The organism is Streptomyces roseus, from assembly GCF_001044425.1.
Classification (GTDB): Bacteria; Actinomycetota; Actinomycetes; order Streptomycetales; family Streptomycetaceae; genus Streptomyces; species Streptomyces roseus.
Genome location: NZ_LFML01000088.1, coordinates 1 through 16242, shown reverse-complemented (window position 1 = coordinate 16242; position 16242 = coordinate 1). Strand labels below are relative to the sequence as shown.

The window sequence follows — 16242 nt, the reverse complement described above, 5'->3', positions numbered from 1 at the left end:
GCTGCGGATCGTCGTACTGCCGCCCACCGACCCCATGTCCCGCGGCCAGCTGCGCCGCATGGCCGGCCTGGCCCGGGACGAGGGGTACGGGGTCGTGTGGCAGGAGGCCCGCGGCGGCCGGCTCGCCCCGCTCAAGGCCCTCGCCGCGCTCGCCAAGGACGTCCGCGCGGCCCGCCGCGCCGTCGTCGGCGACCCCTTCTCCCGGTACGTGCAGCTCCTGCTCACCCTCGTACGGGCCGAGGAGCTCGTCGTGGTCGACGACGGCACCGCGACCATGGAGTTCGTCGCCCAGACCGCACGCGGCGAGCGCCTGGTGCGCTGGCACCGCGTCGGCGGGGGCGGTCTGCCCGGCCGGGTCCGCGAGCTCGCGTACGCGCCGGTCTCGGCCACCGCCCGGCGCCGCTTCACCCCGGCCGCGGGCACCGGCCGCCGCGTCGAGGTGTTCAGCTCGATGCCCGTCACCGTCCACGGCGGGATGACCCTGCGGGTCAACGAGTTCGCCTGGACCCGCGCCCGGTTCGGGCCGCCGCGCCTGACGAAGGGCACCGACCTCGTCGGCACCTCGCTGGTGGAGACCGGGGTGGTCGACCCGGCCCGCTACCTGGACGCCGTACGCGCCCTGACCCTGGAGCACGGCGCCACCCGCTACTTCGCGCACCGCCGCGAGTCCCCGGAGAAGCTGCGCACGCTCAGCGAGGCGACCGGGCTGGAGATCGTCCGCCCGGACCTGCCGCTGGAGCTGATCGCCCGGCGCGGACCGGTGGGCCGTACGATCGTCAGCTTTCCGTCCACGGTCGTCCACACGCTGCCCTACGCACTGACCGGAACCGGTGTGACCGTCGCCGTATGCGACGTCGAGGCGGCCTGGCTCACCGGCTCCGCCTCGCCGCGCGCCCGCAGCTTCCTGGCGGGGGTCACCGAGACCGCCCGTGATGTGCACAGACTCCCCGCCCAGACCGCTTCCGCGGCCGGATGAGCGCGCGAGTTTACCCCCGGGTGCATCACGTCATGCGTCCAGAGGTCTGGTTTTTTTCCCCTAACGGCATGAACTTTTGGTGATCCACAGCCAGTTGGGCCATTCGTGCGCCTACCCTTCAACAGGTGAACCAGTTGATGTCCCGCGAGTCCCAGACCGCCCTGCCCGGCACGCCTGACCGGCCCGAGCTGCCCGGCAAGATTCCGGACCACCTGCGTGCCGAACTGATCGAGTTCCGCCGGGACTTGCACATGCACCCCGAGCTAGGACACCAGGAGTTCCGCACCACGGCGGCGATCAAGGCCCGGCTGGAGAAAGCGGGGCTGCGGCCGCGCGTACTGAAGTCCGGCACCGGCCTCGTCTGTGACGTGGGCACCTGGGACGGGGGCCGGCCCATGCTGGCCCTGCGCGCGGACATCGACGCCCTGCCCATTCCGGACGCCAAGACGCACGTGGCGTACCGCTCGACCTTCCCCGACCGCGCCCACGCCTGCGGCCACGACGTGCACACCGCCGTCGTCCTCGGCGCCGGCCTGGTCCTCGCCGACCTCGACCGGCAGGGCCTGCTGCCCCGCCCGGTGCGGCTGCTGTTCCAGCCCGCCGAGGAGGTGCTCCCCGGCGGTGCCACCGACGCCATCGCCTCGGGGGTCCTGGACGGGGTGGGCCGGATGATCGCGGTGCACTGCGACCCGAGGGTCGACGCCGGCAAGATCGGACTGCGCACCGGTCCCATCACCTCCGCCTGCGACCGGCTGGAGATCTCCCTGGCCGGGCCCGGCGGGCACACCGCCCGCCCGCACCTGACCACTGACCTGGTGACGGCCGCCGCCCGCGTCGCGGTCGACCTGCCGGCCGTGCTGTCGCGCCGGATGGACGCCCGTTCGGGCATGTCGATCACCTGGGGCCGGATCGAGGCCGGGCACGCCTGCAACGTCATCCCGATGCACGCCGAGCTGTCCGGGACGATCCGCTGCCTGGACATCAACGCCTGGCACGAGGCGCCCGACCAGATCCACGCGGCGATCGACGAGATCGCCGGGATGCACCGGGCCAAGTCGGAGATCACCTACGTGCGCGGGGTGCCGCCGGTCGTCAACGATCCGGTGGTGACCGAGCTGCTGCGCGAGGCGATGGCGGCCCGGCTCGGCAAGGAGTCGATCGAGGACACCGAGCAGAGCCTGGGCGGGGAGGACTTCTCCTGGTACCTGGAGCACGTGCCCGGGGCCATGGCCCGGCTCGGCGTGCACACCCCGGGCGCGAGCTCCAAGCGGGACCTGCACCGGGGCGACTTCGACGTGGACGAGTCCGCGATCGGGGTCGGAGTGGAGTTCTTCACGGCCGCGGCCCTCCTCGACGGGCGCCGCAGCAGGCCGGCCGGGTAGCGAGCGGGCAAAAATTTGTACAACATCTGAGCGCCTCTCTTCACAGGTGTCCAGCCCTTGGTACACAAGGGCTGGGCGCCCGGACAGTCACCGATCGGTCACTGTCCGATTCGCGACGATCCGATAACGACTCATGAACGGCCCTTTAACTGACATCTACGCGCGTTACGATCGCCGCGAAACCAGCGCCGGTCGTGGCGCTTCGGTCAGGTTTTGAAGGAGCCTCCCCTTGCGCCGGATCACCAGGATCGCCACCGTGGGCATCGCGTCCGCGGCGCTGGCCCTCTCGGCCACCGCCTGTGGCGGAAAGAAGTCTTCCGACTCCACCGCGTCCTCCTCGGAGTCGGCCGGTTCGTCGAAGTCCGCAGCCATCGCCTATGACATCGGCGGCCGCGGCGACCAGTCGTTCAACGACGCCGCGTTCGCGGGCCTGGAGAAGGCCGAGAAGGACCTGAAGGTCAAGGGCGCCGAGGCGGAGCCCACCGAGGGCGAGAGCGAGGCGGACAAGGTCCAGCGCCTCACCGAGCTCGCGCGCAAGGGCAACAACCCGGTCATCGGCGTCGGCTTCGCCTACGCCCCGGCCATCAAGAAGGTCGCCGAGAAGTTCCCGAAGACCACCTTCGGCCTCATCGACGACACCTCGGTGACCGCTCCGAACATCGCGAACCTGGTCTTCAACGAGGAGCAGGGCTCCTACCTGGCCGGCGTCGCCGCCGCCAAGGCCTCGAAGACCGGCACGGTCGGCTTCATCGGCGGTGTCGAGGTCCCGCTGATCAAGAAGTTCGAGGCGGGCTTCACGCAGGGCGTCAAGGACACCAACCCCAACGCCAAGGTGCTGTCGGCCTACCTGACGCAGCCGCCGGACTTCTCGGGCTTCGCCAAGCCCGACCTCGGCAAGGCCACCGCCAAGGGCCAGCTCGACGCCGGCGCCGACGTGATCTACTCCGCGGCCGGCCTCGCCGGTTCGGGTGCGATCGAGGCCACCGCCAACGCGGGCAAGTGGGCCATCGGCGTCGACTCCGACCAGTACAACCAGGCCGGTCTGTCGAAGTACAAGGACAAGATCCTGACCTCGGTCACCAAGGACGTCCCGGACGCGGTCTACAACCTGATCAAGTCGGTCGAGGACGGCAAGCCGCAGACCGGTGAGATCCGCTACGGCCTGGACAAGGACGGCGTCGGCCTGGCCGACTCCAACCCCGCCTACAAGCAGATGGCGGACGTCACCGCAGCGGTGGAGAAGGCCAAGGCCGACATCATCGCGAAGAAGATCACCGTCAAGACCGCCCCGTAAGGCAGTCCCTGACGTGCAGTAGTGGTCTCCGGGGTCCGGGAAGCGGTCTCTACCGCTCCCGGACCCCGAGCCGTGTTCTGTGATCCTTGTGGCCACTTGGCCGCAAGTTTTCACTTTCGACAGTGCTACGCGCGTAGAGGCATCGTGGACGCGATACCGTCCTCCTCCCGCCCACCCGCCCACCCGCCCGGCCGTACCCGTCCTGCCCCCTGCCAACTTGGCTTTCCAGCTCCTTCCGCGCCAAGGAGAGTGCGTCATCAACGCGTCCAGCCCCCCTCTCGCCGTAGAACTGAACGGCATTACCAAGCGTTTCCCCGGCGTCGTCGCCAACAAGGACATCGCGATCAGCGTCCGCAAGGGCACGGTCCACGCCCTCATCGGTGAGAACGGCGCCGGCAAGTCGACCCTGATGAAGATCCTCTACGGCATGCAGAAGCCGGACGAGGGCACCATCGCCGTCGACGGGGAGCAGGTCTCCTTCTCCAGCCCCGGCGACGCCATCGCCCGCGGCATCGGCATGGTGCACCAGCACTTCATGCTGGCCGACAACCTCACCGTCCTGGAGAACGTCGTCCTCGGCGGCGAGAAGCTCTACGGCATCGGCGCCAAGGCCCGCAAGAAGATCGTGGAGATCTCGGACGCGTACGGCCTCGGCGTGCGCCCGGACGCCCTCGTCGAGGACCTCGGCGTGGCCGACCGCCAGCGCGTCGAGATCCTCAAGGTCCTCTACCGCGGCGCCCGCACCCTCATCCTCGACGAGCCCACCGCGGTGCTCGTACCGCAGGAAGTGGACGCGCTCTTCGACAACCTGCGCGAGCTCAAGGCCGAGGGCCTGACCGTCATCTTCATCTCGCACAAGCTGGGCGAGGTGCTGAAGGTCGCCGACGACATCACCGTCATCCGCCGCGGCACCACGGTCGGCACCGCCGACCCGAAGACCGCCACCACCAAGCAGCTCGCCGAGCTGATGGTCGGCAGCGAACTGCCCACGCCCGAGACCCGCGAGTCGACGGTCACGGACGTCGCGATGCTCAAGGTGCAGGACCTGCGCCTGGCCGCCACCGACCCGGACGGCGTCGTCCGCGAGGTGCTCGCCGGCATCGACTTCACCATCCACAAGGGCGAGGTCCTCGGCATCGCCGGCGTCGAGGGCAACGGCCAGACGGAGCTCATCGAGGCCCTCATGGGCATGGTGCTCCCGGACGGCGGCGTCATCACCCTGGACGGCAAGGACATCTCCACCATGCCGACGCGGGGGCGCCGCGAGGGCGGCATCGGCTACATCCCCGAGGACCGCCACCGCCACGCCCTGCTGCTGGAGTCCCCGCTCTGGGAGAACCGCATCCTCGGCCACGTCACCGAGGCGCCCAACTCCAAGCGCGGCATCCTCGACCCGAAGGCCGCCCGCAAGGACACCGAGCGGATCGTGCGCGAGTACGACGTGCGCACCCCCGGCATCGAGGTCACCGCGGCCTCCCTCTCCGGCGGCAACCAGCAGAAGCTGATCGTCGGCCGCGAGATGAGCCACAACCCGAAGTTCCTCATCGCCGCCCACCCCACGCGCGGTGTGGACGTCGGCGCGCAGGCGCAGATCTGGGACGCCATCCGCGAGGCCCGCCGCGAGGGCCTGGCCGTGCTCCTGATCTCCGCGGACCTGGACGAGCTGATCGGCCTGTCCGACACCCTGCGCGTCATCTACCGCGGCCGCCTGGTCGCGGACGCCGACCCGGCGACCATCACGCCCGAGGAGCTCGGCACCGCCATGACGGGCGCCGCTCGCGGACACCTGGAAGCCACCGACAACCCTTCCGCCGCTGCCGACGGTGACACGACGGAGGACGAGGCCCGATGAAGAAATTCGACAAGGACCGGCTGCTCCTCGCGGCGGCCGGACCCGCGCTCGCACTGATCAGCGCTTTCGTGCTGACCATGATCGTGCTGGCCGCCTCGGGCGTGGACCCGATCGACCCGCTGCGCATCATGATCGACCAGGCCGGTTACGAGGACGTCCAGGTCCTGATCGTCAACCAGGCCGGCATCTACTTCCTGGCAGCCCTGGCCGTGGCCATCGGCTTCCGGATGAACCTCTTCAACATCGGCGTCGACGGCCAGTACCGCCTCGCGGCGATGGTCTCGGCCGTGGTCGGTGCGAAGGTGGCGCTGCCCGGTCCGCTGCACATCCTGCTGATCGTGCTCGTCGCCATGGTGACCGGCGCCTTCTGGTCGGGTATCGCGGGCATCCTCAAGGCCCGCCGCGGCGTGAGCGAGGTTGTCTCCACGATCATGCTCAACGCCATCGCGACCTCCGTGATCGCGTGGCTGCTGCTGCCGAAGAACCTCGGCGTCCAGCCGGCCGGTTCCAACGACCTGACCACCGGTGACATCCCGGAGTCCGGCTGGTTCCCGGCGCTGTCCCTGCCCGGCGGCGACATCTACGGGTTCACCTTCGTGGCCTTCGCCCTCGGCGTCGTCTACTGGTTCGTGCTCAACCGCACCCGCTTCGGCTTCGACCTGCGCGCCTCCGGCGCCAGCGAGTCCGCCGCCCAGGCCTCCGGTGTGGAGCCCAAGAAGATGATCATGACCGCGATGCTCATCTCGGGCGCGGTCGCGGGTCTGACGGGCATGCCGCTGCTGCTCGGCGAGTCCCACACGTACAACCTGTCCTTCCCGCTGGGCATCGGCTTCACCGGCATCACCGTCGCGCTGCTCGGCCGCAACAACCCGGTCGGCATCCTCTTCTCGGCCTTCCTGCTCGCCTTCATCGACAAGTCCTCGGCCGGCCTCGACCAGAACGGCTACGCCAAGGAAATCGGCACGATCATGCAGGGCCTGATCGTCATCGCCGTCGTCGTCAGCTACGAGCTCGTCCGCCGCTACGGCATCCGCCGCCAGCAGCAGAAGGTCGGCGAAGAGCTGGCCGCCGGCCACGCCCTCAAGACCGACAGCAAGGAGGTCGCGGCGTGAGCACCAGCACCGTTTCCGCGACGAGCGCCGCGCCCAAGAAGGGCGGCGGCCGCCGCAAGCTCACCCTCCCCTGGATCCTGCTGATGATCGCGGGCGGCCTCGCCCTGATCTCCCTGGTCCGGGTCATCTCCGGCGCCGACGACCTGACCTCCGTCGGCCAGGTCTCCGGCGCCCTCCAGCTCGCCGTGCCGATCGCCCTCGCGGGCCTCGGCGGCCTGTGGGCCGAGCGCGCGGGCGTGGTCAACATCGGCCTCGAAGGCATGATGATCCTGGGCACCTGGTTCGGTGCCTGGGCCGGCTACCAGTGGGGTCCGTGGACCGGCGTCCTCATGGGCATCGTCGGCGGCGCCCTGGGCGGCCTGCTGCACGCGATCATCACGGTCACCTTCAACGTGAACCACATCGTCTCCGGTGTGGCGGTCAACATCCTGGCCGTCGGCTTCACCCAGTACCTGTCGAACTTCACCTTCGACAAGGCCCCGGGCGGCTCCTCCAAGCAGTCCCCGCGCATCGACCCGATCACCGAGGTCACGATTCCGGGGCTCTCGCACTGGCTGGCCACGCTCCAGGGCAAGCACTGGTTCCTGGTCTCGGACCTCGCCGGCGTGCTCGGCGGCCTCGTCACCAACCTGTCGCTGCTGACCATCGTGGCGGTGCTGCTGATCCCCGCCACCTGGTGGGTGCTGTGGCGGACCTCCTTCGGTCTGCGCCTGCGCTCCTGCGGCGAGAACCCCGTCGCCGCCGAATCCCTCGGCGTCAACGTCTACAAGTACAAGTACATCGCCGTGGTCGTCTCCGGCGCGATGGCCGGCCTCGGCGGCGCGTTCCTGGCGATCGTCTCCACCGGCATCTACCAGGAGGGCCAGACCGGCGGCCGAGGCTACATCGGTCTCGCCGCGATGATCTTCGGCAACTGGATGCCGGGCGGCATGGCCCTCGGCTCGGGCCTCTTCGGCTTCACCTACAGCCTCCGGCTGCGCGGCGGTTCCGAGAACGTCCACGCGATGCTGCTGCTCCTCGCGATCCTGCTCGTGATCGTCCTGGTGTGGCAGCTGTACAAGAAGAAGTACGTCCAGGGCGCGATCGCGGCGGCCTGCGCGGCCGGCCTGTTCCTCTGGTACGCGCTGACCGACGCCGTCCCGAGCCAGTTCGTGGACGCCGCTCCGTACGTCACCACGCTCCTGGTGCTCGCGCTCTCCGCGCAGCGGCTGCGGATGCCGAAGGCGGACGGACTGCCGTACCGCAAGGGCCAGGGCAAGTGACGACGGCCATCCACCCCGACTGGGAGGCCCTGCGGGAGGCCGCCCGGGACGCCATGTCCCGGGCGTACGCCCCCTACTCGCAGTTCCGGGTCGGGGTGGCCGCCCTCGTCGACGACGGCCGGATCGTCGTCGGCTGCAACGTGGAGAACGCCAGCTACGGGCTCAGCCTGTGCGCCGAGTGCGGGCTGGTCTCCTCCCTCCAGGCCACCGGCGGCGGCCGCCTGACGCACTTCACCTGCGTCGACGGCAAGGGCGACATCCTGGTCCCGTGCGGCCGCTGCCGCCAGCTGCTCTTCGAGTTCGGCGGACCGGAGCTGCTGGTGGAGACCCCGAAGGGGATCCTTCCGCTGGCCGAGATGCTGCCGCAGGCCTTCGGGCCGGACCACCTCAGATAGCCGTGCCGACGGCCCTTCGCCCCTGCCGGGCGGGGGGCCGTTCTCACTCCCCCTCTCTATGCGCGTAGAAGGAAGCACCACATGGACGTCATCTCCGTCATCCGTACGAAGCGGGACCGCGGGGAGCTGAGCCCCGAGCAGATCGACTGGGTCATCGACGCGTACACGCGCGGTGTCGTCGCCGACGAGCAGATGTCGGCGCTGGCGATGGCCATCCTGCTCAACGGCATGAACCGCGCCGAGATCAAGCGCTGGACCGCCGCGATGATCGCCTCGGGCGAGCGGATGAACTTCGACTCCCTGTCCCGCCCCACCGCCGACAAGCACTCCACCGGCGGCGTCGGCGACAAGATCACCCTGCCGCTGGCCCCGCTCGTCGCCGCCTGCGGCGCGGCCGTACCGCAGCTCTCGGGCCGTGGCCTCGGCCACACCGGCGGCACCCTGGACAAGCTGGAGTCCATCCCCGGCTGGCGCGCGCTGCTCTCCAACGAGGAGATGCTGCACGTCCTCGACACCACCGGCGCGGTCATCTGCGCGGCGGGCGACGGCCTGGCCCCCGCCGACAAGAAGCTGTACGCGCTGCGCGACGTGACCGGCACCGTCGAGGCCATCCCGCTGATCGCCTCCTCGATCATGTCGAAGAAGATCGCCGAGGGCACGGGCTCGCTCGTCCTCGACGTCAAGGTCGGCACCGGCGCGTTCATGAAGAACATCGAGGACGCGCGTGAGCTCGCCTCGACGATGGTCGCCCTCGGCACGGACAGCGGCGTCAAGACGATCGCCCTGCTCACCGACATGTCCACCCCGCTCGGCCTGACGGCCGGCAACGCGCTGGAGATCCGCGAGTCGGTCGAGGTCCTCGCCGGCGGCGGCCCCTCCGACGTCGTCGAGCTGACCCTGGCGCTGGCCCGCGAGATGCTGGACGCCGCGGGCATCAAGGACGCCGACCCGGCCAAGGCCCTCGCGGACGGCTCCGCGATGGACGTCTGGCGCCGGATGATCTCCGCCCAGGGCGGCGACCCGGACGCGGCCCTGCCCGTCGCCCGCGAGCAGCACGTGGTCACCGCCCCCTCCTCGGGCGTCCTGACCCGCCTGGACGCGTACGGCGTCGGCGTCGGCGCCTGGCGCCTGGGCGCCGGCCGCGCGCGCAAGGAGGACCCGGTGCAGGCGGGCGCGGGCATCGAGCTGCCCGCCAAGCCGGGCGATACGGTCACCGCCGGCCAGCCGCTGATGACCCTGCACACGGACACCCCGGAGAAGTTCGAGTACGCCCTCGCCTCCCTGGAGGGCACGTACGACATCGCCCCGGCCGGCACCGCGTTCTCCGCCACGCCGATCGTCCTGGACCGCATCGCCTGATCTGCGGCCCCCCCGACGCGTCGGCGCGGCTCCCCGTCCGGAGCCGCGCCGGCGTTTTTTCACGCCCCCGGAGGCCGGGTGCCTAGAGCAGGGGCAGGGCCTCGCCGGGCGCCGGCTCCCGGCGGTGCTCCAGCCAGAAGACGTAGCCGCGCAGGCACGCCTCCAGGCCCTCGTCGATGTACGCGACGAAGTCCCGGTGGCCGTCGGCGGCGTCGTGGTGGTGCGGGACGTACACCGGGTTCTCCGTGTAGGAGGACCACACCGCGGCCGCGGCCACCGCCCACTCCCGCACCCGCCCGCGCTCCCGCCACCACGCGCGGACGCCCTCGGGGGTCCAGTGGTCGTCGCCGTCCCAGCCGTAGTTGGTGTACAGCTCCCAGCCCGCGGCGGTCACGAGGGCCTCGGTCTCCCGTTCGTTCACCGGCTGGCGGAAGACGAACTCGTGGACCTCGTCGAAGGCGACGTGCTCCGGTGCGTACTCCCGGCCCAACTGCATGCAGTCGGTCTTGGCCCCGTAGAACGGGCCCGGCACGTTGCGCCAGTTCCGGTCGGCCCACTCGCCCCGGAAGACGGGCGTGCCGAAGGTGGCGTAAGCCGAGCCGTCGGGCGAGAGGAGGCGGCGGGCCGTGGGCAGGGGGTCCCAGTAGGGCGTGATCACCTGGCCCATTCTGGTCGATGACCGATGAGTTCGGCCCGGCTCGCGGGTCGACCCCTCGTGGACATCATGCGACTCGCGCTGCCCGGACCCGGCCCGACCGCGCGGGACGCCGCCGCTCTGTGCGCACGCCTCGCCCGGCTGTACGAGGACGGGGCCGCAGCCGTGGAGTGCGACGTCTCCGCCGTCACCCGGCCGGACCTCGCCCTCGTCGAGACCCTGGCCCGGCTGCGGCTCGCCGCCCAGGGGCGGCCGATGCGGGTGACCGGGGCCTCGCCCGCGCTACGCGCCCTGCTGCACCTCGCCGGACTCCTCCAGCTGCTCGGGGAGGCCGAAGAGGGGGAACCAGCGGGCGGTGTCCAGGAAGGCGTTCAGCCCGGTGATCCGCCCCTGTGAGACCTCCAGGACCTGGAGCGCCCACGGGGTCCAGCCCGGGGCCCCGTCCTCCCGGGGCCGGTACTGGCCGAAGGCCGGCATGCCGTTCGCCGTGGTCGCGATCAGGCGGGACCCCTTGCAGCCGATGCCCTGGTTCAGATGCCAGGCGGCGATGTCCTCGCGGCCCCGCAGCCACAGGTCGAACGGCGGCATGGAGAGCACCGCGTCCTCGTGCAGCAGCGTGGTCAGCCGCGAGATGTCGTACGCCTCGAAGGCGGAGAGGTACTGCTCCAGCAGCTTCACCTGCCCCGCGTCCAGCGGGTCCGCGCTCTCGCTCTCGCGCGTCCGGGTGGCCGCGAGGGTCGCGCGGGCCCGCTGCAGGGCGCTGTTCACCGAGGCCACCGTCGTGTCCAGCAGCGTCGCGACCTCGTCCGCCTTCCACGCCAGCACCTCGCGCAGGATCAGCACCGCCCGCTGCTTCGCCGGCAGGTGCTGGAGGGCCGCCACGAACGCCAGCCGCACCGACTCCTTGGCCAGCGCCATCTCGGCCGGATCGGCGGTCTGCGGCAGCACCCGCCCGTCCGGCACCGGCTCCAGCCACGTCACCTCCGGCCGCTCGTTGAGCACGGCGCAGGCCTGGTGCTGCGGGGCGCTGAGGTCCATCGGGCGGGCCCGCTTCCTGCCCGCGCTCAGCAGGTCCAGGCAGACGTTCGTGGCGATCCGGTACAGCCACGAGCGCAGCGAGGACCGGCCCTCGAACTTCTCGAAGCTGCGCCAGGCCCGCACGTACGTGTCCTGCACCGCGTCCTCGGCGTCGAAGGAGGAGCCGAGCATGCGGTAGCAGTAGCCGGTGAGCTCGACCCGGTAGCGGTCCATCGCCGCGTCCAGGTCGGATCCGATACTCGTGGCGACGTCACTCATGGCTGTCTTCCCCCAGTAGGTCCGATATCCCGAAGCTACCGGAGGGGTCTGACAACGGCAGCCGGACGCCCGCCCGCGGCCCCCCTAGGTACCGGGCTTGCGCCCGTAGACGTACACGTCGTCCCCTTTGGCCAGCAGGTTCCAGTACGCCTTCGCGTCCGCGGGCCGCATGTTCACGCAGCCGCCCGAGCCCGGCGGGTTCCACATGCTCTTCTCCACCGAGTGGAAGGCGATCCCGCCGTCGAAGAACTGCGCGTACGGCATCGACACGTCGTAGATCGTCGACCAGTGGTCGATGCTGCGGTGGTAGATCCGCTTCAGGCCGGTCCGGGTCTCGGTACCGTCCTTCCCGGTCCGCACCGGCACCGGGCCGTATGCCAGGGTGGCCCCGTCCTGGACCCAGCTGAGCTGGCGGGTCAGGTCGACGCAGGCGATCCGGCCCAGGTTCACCGGGCACGTCCCGTCCTTGTTCGGGTTCGTGCCCGCCGCCCGCTGCGCCAGCATCGTGCTCATCGTCTGCCAGGTGAGCGCCCCGGCGTACCCCGCGGTCGGGGTGATCCCGTGCTTCGCCTGGAACGCCTTGATCGCCTGGCAGTCGGCCGCGGACTGCACCCCGTCGGCCGGCCGGCCCAGGAACTGCTCCACCTGCCGCTGGTACGGCCCCGTGGTCACGTTGCACGAGCCGGCCGCCCGCGCCGTTCCGCCGCCGCCGGCCACCAGCGGGACCGCGAGCGCCACCGCCCCGCAGACCACCGCCACCGCACGCCGTCCCCTGCGCATCCGCGTGGATTTCACGTCGAACTCCCTCCCACGCCCCCATGCCTTCCCGGCGGAGAGGGGCAACGCGCCGGAGCCCGGGGCGGCTTGCGCCTCCGGGCTCCGTAATTCCGCTCGTACCGATGCCGTATGCACCGATCCCGCCGCGGCCGTATCAGCGTGCGGCCGCCAGCGATCCGTGGCGCCGCTGCGCACGCGCCGCGTGCGATCCGTACAGGGTGATCGACACGACGCCGAGCACGGCCAGCAGCGCGATGCCCACCGTCGCCGCCCATCCCGCCGAGTGGTAGGCCAGCGCGCCGAGGGTGCCGCCCGCGCTGGAGCCAAGGTAGTACGCCGACTGGTACAGCGCGGAGGCCTGCGCGCGGCCCGAGGTCGCCGTCCGGCTCACCGCGGCGGACGCCACCGCGTGGCCCGCGAAGAAGCCGGCGGTGATCAGGACCAGTCCGACCAGGATCGCGGCCAGCGAGTCCGCCAGCGACAGCAGCAGACCCAGCGCGGTCGTGGTCACCGCCAGGTACAGCGCACCGCGCCGGCCCGTCCGGGCCACCAGCTGTCCGGCGGCCGCCGAGGAGACCGTACCGACCAGGTAGATCAGGAAGATCGACCCGATGACCCCCTGCCCGAGGGAGAACGGCTCGTCCACCAGCCGGTACCCGATGACGGTGTACACGGCTCCGAAGACGGTCATGAACAGCGCGCCGATCCCGTACAGGCGCAGCAGCAGCGGATCCCGCAGGTGCCCGGCGACCGTACGGCCCACCGCGCGCGGGTTCAGCGAGGCCGGGCGGAAGAACCGGGCCCGGGGGAGGAGCACGAGGAAGGCCACCGCGCAGGCCAGCGCCATGACGCCGACGGCCAGCAGCCCGCCGCGCCAGCCCCAGGCCTGGGCCGCCCAGCCGGTGACGAGGCGCCCGCTCATGCCGCCGATGGAGTTGCCCGCCACGAACAGGCCGATCGCACCCACCAGCGCCTTCGGCCTGACCTCCTCCGCCAGGTACGCCATCGCGGAGGCCGGGATGCCGGCGATCGCCGCGCCCTGGACGGCTCGCAGCACCACCAGCCACTCCAGGCTCGGCGCGAAGGGCACGAGGAGGCCGACGCCGACGGCGACCAGCATGGAGACGGTCATCATCCGGGTCCGCCCGAAGCGCTCGGAGAGCGCGCTGAGCGGCAGGACGAAGAGGGCGAGGGCGCCGGTGGCCGCGGACACGGTCCAGCTGGCCTGACCCGCCGTCACCCCGAACCCGTCGGAGATCGCGGGCAGCAGCGCCTGGGTGGAATACAGGAGGGCGAACGTCGCGAGTCCGGCGGCGAAGAGCGCGAGGCTCATCCGGCGGTAGCCGGGGTGGCCGGGGGCGTGGGCCTGCGGGGCGGCGGGAGACGACGGAGTGGAGGCACCCGGGGTGACAGGTGCCCCGGTATGAACGGGAGGCATGCAACGACCGTAGCCCCGGCCCGTTTCATGCGTCCAATGCACGAAATCGCGATAATCGATCCACTGGTGCATGAGCGCAGTTCAGAAGGGTGCCTGTCAGTGAACCGTTACGAAGAAGACATGGCGGTGACAGGTGTGCTGGCCCCGCGGCTGGCGTACTTCGCCGCCGTGGCCCGCCACGAGCACGTCACCCGCGCCGCGCAGGAGCTGGGCGTCCCGCAGTCCACCCTGTCCCGGGCCATGGTCCGGCTCGAACAGGACCTGGGCGTCACGCTGTTCGCCCGCAAGGGCCGTACCGTCGCCCTCACCACCGCCGGCCGGACCTTCCTCGCCTCGGCCGAACGGGCCCTCGCCGAGATCGCCCGCGCCGCCGAGTCGGTGCAGCTGGACGCCGATCCGGCCCTCGGCAAGGTGGCGTTCGGCTTCCTGCACACCCTGGGCCCCGAGACGGTACCCGGGCTGATCCGCGCCTTTCGCGCCGACCATCCGCGCGTGCGCTTCTCGCTGGTGCAGAACTACGGCGAGGCCATGCTGGAGAAGCTGCGGGCCGGCGAGCTCGACCTCTGCCTGACCTCACCCGTCCCGGACGCCCCCGACCTGGTCGGCCGCCGCCTCGACGAGCAGCGGCTGCGCCTTGTCGTCCCCGACGACCACCGCCTGGCCGCGCGCAAGCGCATCCGCCTCGCCGAGGCCGCCGAGGAAACCTTCGTCACCCTGGAGGCCGGCTACGGACTGCGCCGCATTACCGACGACCTGTGCGCCGAGGCCGGGTTCACCCCCCGGGTGGCCTTCGAGGGCGAAGAGGCCGAGACCCTGCGCGGCCTGGTCGCGGCAGGCCTCGGCGTGGCCCTGCTGCCACCGCCGGCCGTGCCCCGCCCCGGCGTGGTCGAGCTGACGGTGACGGCCCCCCGCGCGGTCCGCGAGATCGGCGTGGCCTGGCTCGACGGCCACCCCGACACCCGGCCGGTGGCCGAGTTCAAGCGCTTCCTGCTCTCCCGCCGCGGCCGCCTCATCCCGGAACTGCACGGCGGGCACCTCGCGCTCCCCGGTCAGGACCCGGCGCCGCCCGCGTCCGCCGGCGGGGCCGCCGGAGAGAGCAAGTAGCCAGCCTGGAAGCGCGACTTGGCGCCCACCGCCCGCATGATCTCCGCGATGTGGCGCTGGCAGGTGCGCTCCGACATCCCCAGCCGGCGGGCGATCACCTTGTCCTCCAGGCCCTCCGCCAGCAGCCGTACGATCAGCTGCCGCAGCTCGTCCGAGAGCGAGCGCGCCGCCTCCGGGCCCACCGTCGTCGGGAAGGGCTCGGCCGCCACCCACGCCCGCTCGAACGCCGACGCCATGAAGTGCACCACCGCCGGCTCCCGTACCACCAGCGCCGCCCCGGCCCGGTCCGGTACCGACATGACCCCCGTGCGCCCGTCGAAGACCAGCATCCGCATCAGCCCGTCGCCCAGCGTCCGCACCTGCGCGCCCAGCGCCGTCACCCGCTCCACGTACGCCGCCGTCGGCCGCGAGTAGCGCGCCGTGTGCTGGTAGAGCGTGCGCATCCGCACCCCGCGCCCCAGCAGCGACTCGTCCCGCCCGATCGCCTCCTCCAGGGTCTCCACCGGCCGCCCCCCGCCCGGCTGCGAGGCGAGCAGCTCCCGGCCGCACCCGGCGACCAGCTCCGCGATCAGCCCGCGCACCGCCCCCAGGTCGGTGACCAGCTCCAGCACCGCCCGCCCCGAGCCGTTGCGCTCCAGGTGCGCCGTCCCCGCCTCGTAGGCCGGTACCAGCGCCTCCAGCCGCCCGCGCAGCCGGTCCATCTCGTCGTGGGTCTCCCGTACGAGCAGGGCCAGCGGGGCCAGCGCCCGGGCCGCCGCCGCCCGCGGCGCGACCGCGCTCCAGCGGTCCGGGCCGCCGCCGGGGGCCCGCTGGAGCAGGTGCGCGGCCGCCAGCTCGGTGATCGCCGCAGCCGCCCGGGCCCCGAGGTCCCCGGTCGCCTCCGCCTCGGCGAACGAGTGCCGCTCCACGGCGTACGCGTACAGCCGCCGGGCGGCGCGGCTCAGGTCGCCGCCGGACGGCGGGCCGGCTTCGTCGGCCGGCACGGCTGGTACTGCTGGCATATGCGTATTCGTCCCGGCTTGCGGATGTTTATAAACCCCTCGTGTTCCCGCAAGGCGGCAAGACGACGCCCGATTCGGCGCATGGGCATATGCCCGACCGGCACAGTGGTCACACCGGGTGAAGGGGGAAACGCGGTGACGGGGGAGCGGGAGCGGGTACGGCGGACCGGGCGGGGGCCTACGGCGGTCCTGCTGAGCCCGTGCCCCGCCGTGGTGGCCGCCGCCCGAAGGGCGGGCGCGCGCACCGTGGTGGTCGCGCCGGGTCCGCCGGTGCCTTCCGACCGTGAGGGGGCGGAGCGGCGGGTACCGGCGGACTGGCGCGACCACGGCGACCTGGTG

General features: G+C 71.8%; 16 protein-coding genes. 11 read left to right on the top strand and 5 right to left on the bottom strand.

What is annotated here, in order from left to right; genetic code table 11:
- The 8 genes from ACS04_RS22050 to ACS04_RS22015 all read left to right on the top strand — a co-directional run.
- A partial coding sequence (locus tag ACS04_RS22050; protein WP_048478438.1) for a hypothetical protein occupies window positions 1-976 on the top strand: 976 nt, incomplete at its 5' end.
- A 137-nt stretch (window positions 977-1113) separates the two neighbouring features.
- On the top strand, window positions 1114-2358 hold the full coding sequence (locus tag ACS04_RS22045; RefSeq protein WP_048478437.1) for an amidohydrolase: 1245 nt from the start codon (window positions 1114-1116) through the stop codon (window positions 2356-2358).
- Window positions 2359-2587: 229 nt separating this feature from the next.
- Window positions 2588-3652: a BMP family lipoprotein gene (locus ACS04_RS22040; RefSeq protein WP_048478436.1), complete on the top strand. Its 1065-nt coding sequence runs from the start codon at window positions 2588-2590 to the stop codon at window positions 3650-3652.
- A gap of 217 nt (window positions 3653-3869) precedes the next feature.
- A complete protein-coding gene (locus ACS04_RS22035; RefSeq protein WP_209441746.1) occupies window positions 3870-5504 on the top strand; it encodes an ABC transporter ATP-binding protein in 1635 nt (544 codons plus the stop codon).
- A complete protein-coding gene (locus ACS04_RS22030; protein ID WP_048478435.1) occupies window positions 5501-6616 on the top strand; it encodes an ABC transporter permease in 1116 nt (371 codons plus the stop codon). The genes ACS04_RS22035 and ACS04_RS22030 overlap by 4 nt, the downstream gene beginning before the upstream one ends.
- A complete protein-coding gene (locus ACS04_RS22025) occupies window positions 6613-7878 on the top strand; it encodes an ABC transporter permease (protein WP_048478434.1) in 1266 nt (421 codons plus the stop codon). Before ACS04_RS22030 ends, ACS04_RS22025 begins: the two co-directional genes overlap by 4 nt.
- Window positions 7875-8273: a cytidine deaminase gene (locus tag ACS04_RS22020; protein ID WP_078865129.1), complete on the top strand. Its 399-nt coding sequence runs from the start codon at window positions 7875-7877 to the stop codon at window positions 8271-8273. The genes ACS04_RS22025 and ACS04_RS22020 overlap by 4 nt, the downstream gene beginning before the upstream one ends.
- 81 nt (window positions 8274-8354) lie before the next feature.
- A complete protein-coding gene (locus ACS04_RS22015) occupies window positions 8355-9632 on the top strand; it encodes a thymidine phosphorylase (RefSeq protein ID WP_048478433.1) in 1278 nt (425 codons plus the stop codon).
- Between the two features lie 82 nt (window positions 9633-9714).
- Here the strand turns inward: ACS04_RS22015 and ACS04_RS22010 are convergent, their stop codons facing one another.
- Window positions 9715-10290 (bottom strand): ferredoxin, encoded by a 576-nt coding sequence (locus tag ACS04_RS22010; RefSeq protein ID WP_158977390.1) that lies wholly within the window; start codon window positions 10288-10290, stop codon window positions 9715-9717.
- 24 nt (window positions 10291-10314) lie between these two features.
- Here ACS04_RS22010 and ACS04_RS36480 point away from each other — a divergent pair, with 24 nt between their 5' ends.
- The gene (locus ACS04_RS36480; RefSeq protein WP_078865127.1) at window positions 10315-10683 is read left to right on the top strand and encodes an STAS domain-containing protein; all 369 of its coding nucleotides are present in this window, start codon (window positions 10315-10317) and stop codon (window positions 10681-10683) included.
- On the opposite strand, the gene ACS04_RS22005 is transcribed toward ACS04_RS36480, so the two are convergent.
- From ACS04_RS22005 to ACS04_RS21995, 3 genes are all read right to left on the bottom strand, one after another.
- The gene (locus tag ACS04_RS22005; RefSeq protein ID WP_048478431.1) at window positions 10570-11583 is read right to left on the bottom strand and encodes a sigma-70 family RNA polymerase sigma factor; all 1014 of its coding nucleotides are present in this window, start codon (window positions 11581-11583) and stop codon (window positions 10570-10572) included. The two genes, ACS04_RS36480 and ACS04_RS22005, sit on opposite strands and share 114 nt — an antisense overlap.
- 84 nt (window positions 11584-11667) lie before the next feature.
- Window positions 11668-12363 carry a L,D-transpeptidase family protein gene (locus tag ACS04_RS22000; RefSeq protein WP_048478430.1) on the bottom strand — a complete coding sequence of 232 codons (696 nt, stop codon included), beginning with the start codon at window positions 12361-12363 and terminating at the stop codon, window positions 11668-11670.
- Window positions 12364-12514: 151 nt separating this feature from the next.
- A complete protein-coding gene (locus tag ACS04_RS21995; RefSeq protein WP_048478429.1) occupies window positions 12515-13798 on the bottom strand; it encodes an MFS transporter in 1284 nt (427 codons plus the stop codon).
- Window positions 13799-13861: 63 nt separating this feature from the next.
- Between ACS04_RS21995 and ACS04_RS21990 the strand changes: the two genes are divergently transcribed.
- Entirely contained in the window at window positions 13862-14902 is a 1041-nt protein-coding gene (locus ACS04_RS21990) for a LysR family transcriptional regulator (protein ID WP_245236489.1), read from the top strand.
- On the opposite strand, the gene ACS04_RS40075 is transcribed toward ACS04_RS21990, so the two are convergent.
- The gene (locus ACS04_RS40075) at window positions 14848-15903 is read right to left on the bottom strand and encodes a helix-turn-helix transcriptional regulator (RefSeq protein WP_048478428.1); all 1056 of its coding nucleotides are present in this window, start codon (window positions 15901-15903) and stop codon (window positions 14848-14850) included. The two genes, ACS04_RS21990 and ACS04_RS40075, sit on opposite strands and share 55 nt — an antisense overlap.
- 135 nt (window positions 15904-16038) lie before the next feature.
- Between ACS04_RS40075 and ACS04_RS38950 the strand changes: the two genes are divergently transcribed.
- Window positions 16039-16242, top strand: a 204-nt coding sequence (locus ACS04_RS38950; protein ID WP_209441745.1) for a hypothetical protein, incomplete at its 3' end; no start/stop codon positions are given.